Source organism: Mesonia mobilis DSM 19841 (assembly GCF_000423405.1).
GTDB lineage: Bacteria > Bacteroidota > Bacteroidia > Flavobacteriales > Flavobacteriaceae > Mesonia > Mesonia mobilis.
Genome location: NZ_AUHX01000014.1, coordinates 64,063 through 70,833 on the forward strand (window position 1 = coordinate 64,063; position 6,771 = coordinate 70,833).

8 protein-coding genes are annotated in these 6,771 nt (G+C 29.2%); 6 read left to right on the forward strand and 2 right to left on the reverse strand.

Annotated features, from left to right (window positions below; translation table 11 throughout):
- The first annotated feature begins 133 nt into the window (after positions 1-133).
- The 3 genes from G551_RS0110885 (at position 134) to G551_RS0110895 (ending at position 3,399) form a co-directional block, all read left to right on the forward strand.
- Positions 134-1,804, forward strand: coding sequence for an AAA family ATPase (locus tag G551_RS0110885; protein WP_027885608.1), 1,671 nt, complete (start codon positions 134-136; stop codon positions 1,802-1,804).
- Between the two features lie 146 nt (positions 1,805-1,950).
- Positions 1,951-2,961 carry a THO complex subunit 7 family protein gene (locus G551_RS0110890; RefSeq protein WP_156876783.1) on the forward strand — a complete coding sequence of 337 codons (1,011 nt, stop codon included), beginning with the start codon at positions 1,951-1,953 and terminating at the stop codon, positions 2,959-2,961.
- Between the two features lie 201 nt (positions 2,962-3,162).
- Complete coding sequence (locus G551_RS0110895; protein ID WP_027885610.1) at positions 3,163-3,399, forward strand: hypothetical protein; 237 nt, start codon at positions 3,163-3,165, stop codon at positions 3,397-3,399.
- Here the strand turns inward: G551_RS0110895 and G551_RS0110900 are convergent.
- Complete coding sequence (locus G551_RS0110900; RefSeq protein ID WP_027885611.1) at positions 3,391-3,621, reverse strand: hypothetical protein; 231 nt, start codon at positions 3,619-3,621, stop codon at positions 3,391-3,393. The two genes, G551_RS0110895 and G551_RS0110900, sit on opposite strands and share 9 nt — an antisense overlap.
- A gap of 105 nt (positions 3,622-3,726) precedes the next feature.
- Here G551_RS0110900 and G551_RS0110905 point away from each other — a divergent pair, with 105 nt between their 5' ends.
- The 3 genes from G551_RS0110905 (at position 3,727) to G551_RS0110915 (ending at position 6,443) form a co-directional block, all read left to right on the forward strand.
- Positions 3,727-4,584, forward strand: a complete 858-nt coding sequence (locus tag G551_RS0110905; protein WP_027885612.1) for a type II restriction endonuclease — start codon at positions 3,727-3,729, stop codon at positions 4,582-4,584.
- The gene (locus G551_RS0110910) at positions 4,581-5,525 is read left to right on the forward strand and encodes a DNA adenine methylase (RefSeq protein WP_027885613.1); all 945 of its coding nucleotides are present in this window, start codon (positions 4,581-4,583) and stop codon (positions 5,523-5,525) included. Before G551_RS0110905 ends, G551_RS0110910 begins: the two co-directional genes overlap by 4 nt.
- A gap of 153 nt (positions 5,526-5,678) precedes the next feature.
- Positions 5,679-6,443: a hypothetical protein gene (locus G551_RS0110915; protein ID WP_027885614.1), complete on the forward strand. Its 765-nt coding sequence runs from the start codon at positions 5,679-5,681 to the stop codon at positions 6,441-6,443.
- A gap of 101 nt (positions 6,444-6,544) precedes the next feature.
- Here G551_RS0110915 and G551_RS16725 read toward each other — a convergent pair.
- Positions 6,545-6,771, reverse strand: a 227-nt coding sequence (locus G551_RS16725; protein WP_205618358.1) for a hypothetical protein, incomplete at its 5' end; no start/stop codon positions are given.

Here is a 6,771-nt window from a genome sequence, read left to right on the forward strand (position 1 = left end):
TATAACAACAATTGCGGCTTTGTCTCCTGCGGACACAACCGCGCAAGCAGAAAAGTCGGTAATTTTAGCTATCTTAGTTTCTAAACAATCCGCAACTGATTGTTATACAAAAACGTTGGCGTTAATTTGAAAAATGAAAATACGAAAAGTAAAATTTGAAAATCATCCGATTTTAGGCAATATAAATCTAGATTTTATTGATAAAAACGGAAACACAGTAAATACTATAATATTAGCAGGTGAAAATGGAACAGGAAAATCGGTAACTTTAAATACAATTTTTGATTTTTCAATTTACAATACAGACAACCTTAAAAGAGAGGAAAAAAGAATATTCGAGATTGAATTATCTGAGGATGATATTAATATGCTTCAAGAAGGTGAATTATCAAAAAAATTTTTCACTCAACCTTTAAAGAATAATATTATTACACTACTTTTTGACTATTCAATAATCAACAATTGGGATCAAATTAAAATAACAGCTCAAAGGGACGACAACTCTTTTATAAATCTACCAGGATATTTATTTACTCAAAATGATACTAGACCAATTCTTAAAACTATTTTTTCTGATGTAGAAATTAACTTCAAATCTGAACAAATAAGGAATGTAACATCGAAAAGTATAGATAATGAAAAGAAAGTTAGTGAGCGTTCAAACTCGAAATTATCAACAGAGATTGCTCAACTATTAATTGATATACAAAGTCAAGATGCTTTAGAGTTTACAGAATGGGCAAGAAAAAATACTGGTGAACCTATAGATGAAACTAAAATAGATATAAGGACAAAAAGGTTTTCTAATGCTTTTGAGTCTATATTTCCATCAAAAAAATATAATAGAATTGAAAACAGAAATAATCAAAAAGAAATAGTTTTTTCCGAAGGAGAAAAGGAAATGACTATAAATGAATTAAGTTCTGGAGAAAAACAAATAGTTTTTAGAGGTAGTTTTCTATTAAAAGATAAGGAAAGTTCAAAAGGGGCATTAATCTTAATTGATGAGCCAGAAATAAGTCTTCACCCAACTTGGCAATTAAAAATACTTACATATTTTAAAAAACTTTTTACAAACGAGACGGAACAAACTTCACAAATAATAATAGCAACTCATTCACCTTTTATTATTCACAATTCAAATAGATTAAATGATAAAGTAATTGTTTTAAAAAGGAATGATGATGGTATTATTGTTACATCTAACAATCCCGAATTTTATAATTGGACACCTGAAGAAAAGATTAAAAATGCATTTAATGTTACTCATATTTTAAAACCTGATACGGTCAATGTTTTATTAGAAGGAGAAACTGATGAGAAATATTATAACAAGGCGGTTGAGATTTTCGAAATAGATAAAAATTCCATTGATTTTAAGTGGATTGGTAGGATTAATGAGAATGGGAATGCTGAAAACACTGGAGATTCTGCTTTAAACCAAGCAAAAACATTTTTTAGAGCTAATCCAAATATGCTAACAGGTAAGGTTGTTTTACTTTACGATAGTGACACAAAAAAGCCAGAAGAAACATTTGACGATTTAAAAATCCGAAAAATGCCAAAAAATGAACATAATAATCTCTATTTAATTGGGATTGAGAATTTACTTGTATTGCCAGAAGGATTTGACAAAGAATTGTTTTACAAAGAAAAAACTAGAACAGATAAGTATGGTGCTGAAAGTTTAATAAGAGAATTAGACAAGTCAAAATTATGTGACTATATCTGTAATGATTTGGACATAGAAAAACAAAAAGAAGTGTTGATTAAACTTAAAGAGGAAATCGACAAATTAAAATAAAAAAACTAACGCCAACAACGTATAACAACAATTGCGGCTTCGTGTCCTGCGGACACAACCGCGCAAGCATAAAAGTCGGTAATTTTAGCTATCTTAGTTTTCAAACAATCCGCAACTGATTGTTATACAAAACCGTTAGGCAAAATATGAAACAAGAAATTATCCTAAGAATACATCAGCTCAAAAAAAAATCAGAACTAATAAAATCGAAGATTCGTTTTGAAATTCCTCCAATTCCCCCAAAAAAACCCTATCCGCCACTAAAAAAAAACATCATTACTAAAAGACCAAAGTTTTTTGAAGTTGGTTTAATAATACAAAATATTCTTTTTTGGGTAATTCCTGTATTTATAATACTATTAATATTCTCTGAAATAAATTTTACCTACATAACTATAATTACAGTCTTATTGTCATTATCAACACGATATTATTTTTTTTATAAGAATTTAATGAATTATAAAAATGAAATTAAAATTTATGAACAAAATTTAGAGAATTATAATCGAGAAATAAAAAACTACGAAAAATTTAAAGAAAAACATAAAAATGATATTGAGGTATACAAAAAAGTTAGACAAAAAAATATAGAGTTAAAGAATGAATTAACTGAAATTCAAAAAGAATTATGGAATATTTACGATTTAATGAAATTAGGTAAAATTGATATTAATAAGGAAGAGTATGGTTTGTTATTTCAAATTATTACTAACTGTAACCTTGATGATGATGTCGGAATGGTCAATCGAAATTTTTATCCTGATGATTTTTCCGTAAATAAAAATCTAAAAACGGATAAATCATCTATTAATGAAAGTATCATAAAAGGAATTAATTTTCTATTAAAGCTTTCTACTAAAAACAGAATAAAAATACTTGAATTATTAAAATATGTGAACAAAATTCAAAACTCTAATTTGGAAAATGGTGAAAAATCTTCTAAAATCAAATCAATTTTATGGACACAGCAATCAGCTACGACAAAATTATTTGTAGGAGGATTTTTAGGTACAATAGGCGGTTTAGTGATTTTTGGTACTGGAGGAATCGGTATTGCAGGACTTGGAGGCGCAATTGGAATATGGGGATTTTTAGCAGGAACCACGGGCGGTATTTTAATATCTTCAATAATTCAAAATTTTGAAAATAAAAAATAATACTTTGCCTAACAACGTATATTTCCAATTGTGGTTTTGTGTCCTGCGGACACAGACGCTCATGCGTCAAAGTCAGTTCTTTTACTATCTTTATTTCCTAAATTCCCACAACTGACAAATATACAAGACCGTTGGCAACAATTTAAAAAAGCCAATAGAAGTATAACAAGACCGTTTTAACAAACTAAAAAAGTAATTAAAATGGAAAATTCAAAATGTAACAATCTATTACAAAACGATGTTGATTCTTACACAGAAGAACAATATGAACAAATGGAAAAAGAGTTGGCGACTAAAATAAACCGACTCATAGAAGAAACTGAAAATAAATATTGCGTAGCTCCGAGAATTGAAACAGAGTTACCTAGAACAAGAGTAAGTGTATTTATTTTAAATAAAGGTATCCACAATAATCCTCCTCTTCCTGATTTAAATTGAGTAAGGATAGGTTATCACACAAAAACCTCTAACTTTAAATTTTCCGTCACTTGAAAAAGATTTCATTTCTTCTTCATTTACGTATCTATCTTTAATAGCTTCTATAAATTTGTTATCATCTTTTTCTTTATATGGAGCTACTCTTGGAACAAATTTACGTCCGTTATGAATATAACTACCTCCTATTGCGTTTTTCATTGATAAAGCTTCTTCGTAAGTCATAATAAATTGGTTTTAAGATTAGATTGATAAATATAATAAAAGCCAAGCTAACACTCCGCTTTTAGTTTAATTATAACATTACTATATTGCCATAAAATATTGATAATGGTAAAAACAAAAGAAGATTTTATTAAAAACTTACAGGAGTTTGCAAAAACATTGACTGAATATGTTTCATATAATTCAGGAGATTGGAGAATAAAGGGTTTTATAGATATTGATAAAAGTATATATTCAATATCATCAGACACTAAAATAATTTCTAAGATTTTAGAGATACAATTGTTTCCTAAGTTTAAGGAGTTCGCCGACTCCATAGGTTATAAAATAGTATTAGCCGAACATCAAAATTGGTATCCAGATTTATCTTTTGTAAACAAAGAAGACGAGTCTATTAAATTTGCTGTTGACATTAAAACAACATATCGAATTAGAAGGAAAGGATATTGTAATAAATTTACACTTGGTTCACATGGTAAATATTTTAGAGATAGGACAAGTACAAAAAATGTTCAGTACCCATATGGAGATTATACCGCACACGTTTGTTTAGGTATTATTTATACAAGAGCAAAAATTGAAGATATAGACGAGACGGTTATAGTTGAAATAGATAACATAGATACATTATCCTCAGTAATTAAAGATTTAATATTCTTTGTTCAAGAAAAATGGTTGATAGCAAGCGATAAAAGTGGAAGTGGGAATACAGCTAATATAGGCAGTATAAATCATATAGAAAGCTTAGTAAATGGAAATGGTACTTTTGTAAATTTAGGTGAGAAATGGTTCGATGAGTATTGGATAGATTACGATAAGATTGACCAAAAAGACAAAGAAGGTAAACCCGTTAGAACTAAAAATGATAAAATTAAGAAAATTACAGATTTAAAATCGTATCTTGAATATAGAGGTGAACCCACCGATAAGATTAATAATTTAAAAATTAAAAGTAAAAAATGAAAACATTTGTTCCACCAATAAAATCACAAGGAATTAAAACAAAACTTGTTCAATGGATTTCTACAAACGTTGATGAAGTAGAATTTGACCGTTGGGTTGAGCCTTTTATGGGAACAGGTGTTGTTGCTTTTAATGTTCGTCCAAAAAGGTCATTACTTTGTGATAGCAATCCACACTTAATAAAGTTTTATAAGGCAGTTCAAAACAAAGAAATTACGAGCAATATTGTAAGAAATTTTTTAAATAAAGAAGGTCAAAAACTATTAGAAACAGATGGAGAGTATTACTATACAGTACGTAATCGTTTCAATGAAAAAGGAAATCCATTAGACTTTTTATTTTTAAGTCGCTCTTGTTTTAATGGAATGATGAGATTCAATAAAAAAGGTGGTTTCAATGTTCCGTTTTGTAAAAAACCAAATCGTTTTGCACAAGCATTGGTTACAAAAATAACTAACCAAGTAGAAAACATCTCACAAATAATTGAGCAAGGAGATTATGAATTTAAACACCAAGATTTTAAAGCAACTTTGTCAGAATTAAAAAGTACCGATTTTGTTTATTCTGACCCACCATATATCGGCAGACACGTTGATTATTTTGATAGTTGGACAGAGGAAGAAGAAATTTTATTAAATAGTGGATTGGAAAAATCAAACTGTAAATTCATTTTATCGACTTGGTTAAGTAATAAATATCGTACTAATGATTATGTTTTTTCTGTTTGGGAAAATTGTTATGTAGCTACAAAAGAACATTTCTACCACGTTGGAGGTAAAGAAACTAATCGAAATGCAGTCTATGAAGCTTTATTATCTAACGTTGAGTTAAAAGATAGTATATCAAATTCAGAAATGAAATCAAGAATTAAAAATGACAAATCGAGATTGACCTCTAAACAGAGAGTGAAAAATACCCAATTAGACTTAGAGATTTCATAAAAACTGTAGCCAACATCGTATACCAAAAATAGCGGTTAAGTTGTTTCGCCGCCAAATAAAGTAAACAGCAAACCAAAACACAACGGACAGATCAGCGCATTTTAACCCGCTACATTTGTTATACAAGACCGTTGTGCAACATTTGACCAAAAAATGAAAAATCGAATTTTAACAATATTATTTTTAGCTATAAATCTGACTTTATTCGGTCAAGATGCTCAAGACTGTTATGAAATAAAGTATCTCGACTTTTTTGGTTTGGACAAAATGGAAATTATAAAATGGCCAGAATCTGAACTTGAAGGATTATCCAAAATGGATTTTGCCAAAGACAGAGGCAAATCTGAAATTAAGACTAACTTTATAATTCCGATGATTGTTTACCAATTAGCTGAATATCATCCGAATTGCAATCAAAATATTGACACAAATTATTTCAATAAAATTTCAGAAATCTATTTAAAAATTAGAGAAATTGATTCAACCGAATTTCTAAAAAAATCAATCGCTGAAAAGATTGACTTTTTGCGTGCTGACTTCTATTCGCAAGTCGAAAATGTGGATTATTTGCCGAAAATGACAGCAACTTTTGATGACGGACCTTTTTACGGAGTTGACTACACAGAAAAATCGGAATTAAAACCAATCAAAACCCAGGAAACTGAATTTGGAACTTTAGTTGTTTCAAAAGCTGATGATAAAACAATACTTGCGAGTAAAGATAAAAACGGAAACACAATTTGGCAGAAGTCAATTACTGGACTGTCGGACAGAAATTTAACCGAATTACATTTTACCGAAAATCCAATGGAATATAATTCTGTTGCGACTGTTGCTCATATGTATTCAGAAGGAGAAAGATTTACACTATATTTAAAAAACGATGGAAGTTTTATGTATTACTTTCATTCGTGGTAAAGAAAATAAAAAACGTTGCACAACAATGGTAACCGTTGCACAAGCCTTTAATTCTTAGAAAATCTCACTTATTTAAACCGCTTTTAGGAGGTTTTTTGTTTTTATATCCTTTGCAAATTAGAAGAATGAAGTGTTTTTAAAATGACGTATACTCCTGATTTAAGGTCATTGTGAACTTTAAAAAACAAGGCGAACATTCCTGCTCCATTTTTCACCCGGTTTTGAGTGAACTTGAGGTATTTTTTGAGGTTGTAGGCTATAGCTGAGAGCTGCATACACTTGTTAGCTTGTCTTAAGCCTATAGTGTTTACTTTACGCAGACCAACAA

What these genes read in the sequence shown, in the direction of transcription:
- G551_RS0110885 (WP_027885608.1), top strand. Translation starts at nt 134, where the DNA reads ATGAAAATACGAAAAGTAAAATTTGAAAATCATCCGATTTTAGGCAAT.
- G551_RS0110890 (WP_156876783.1), top strand. Translation starts at nt 1,951, where the DNA reads ATGAAACAAGAAATTATCCTAAGAATACATCAGCTCAAAAAAAAATCA.
- G551_RS0110895 (WP_027885610.1), top strand. Translation starts at nt 3,163, where the DNA reads ATGGAAAATTCAAAATGTAACAATCTATTACAAAACGATGTTGATTCT.
- G551_RS0110900 (WP_027885611.1), bottom strand. Translation starts at nt 3,621, where the DNA reads ATGACTTACGAAGAAGCTTTATCAATGAAAAACGCAATAGGAGGTAGT.
- G551_RS0110905 (WP_027885612.1), top strand. Translation starts at nt 3,727, where the DNA reads ATGGTAAAAACAAAAGAAGATTTTATTAAAAACTTACAGGAGTTTGCA.
- G551_RS0110910 (WP_027885613.1), top strand. Translation starts at nt 4,581, where the DNA reads ATGAAAACATTTGTTCCACCAATAAAATCACAAGGAATTAAAACAAAA.
- G551_RS0110915 (WP_027885614.1), top strand. Translation starts at nt 5,679, where the DNA reads ATGAAAAATCGAATTTTAACAATATTATTTTTAGCTATAAATCTGACT.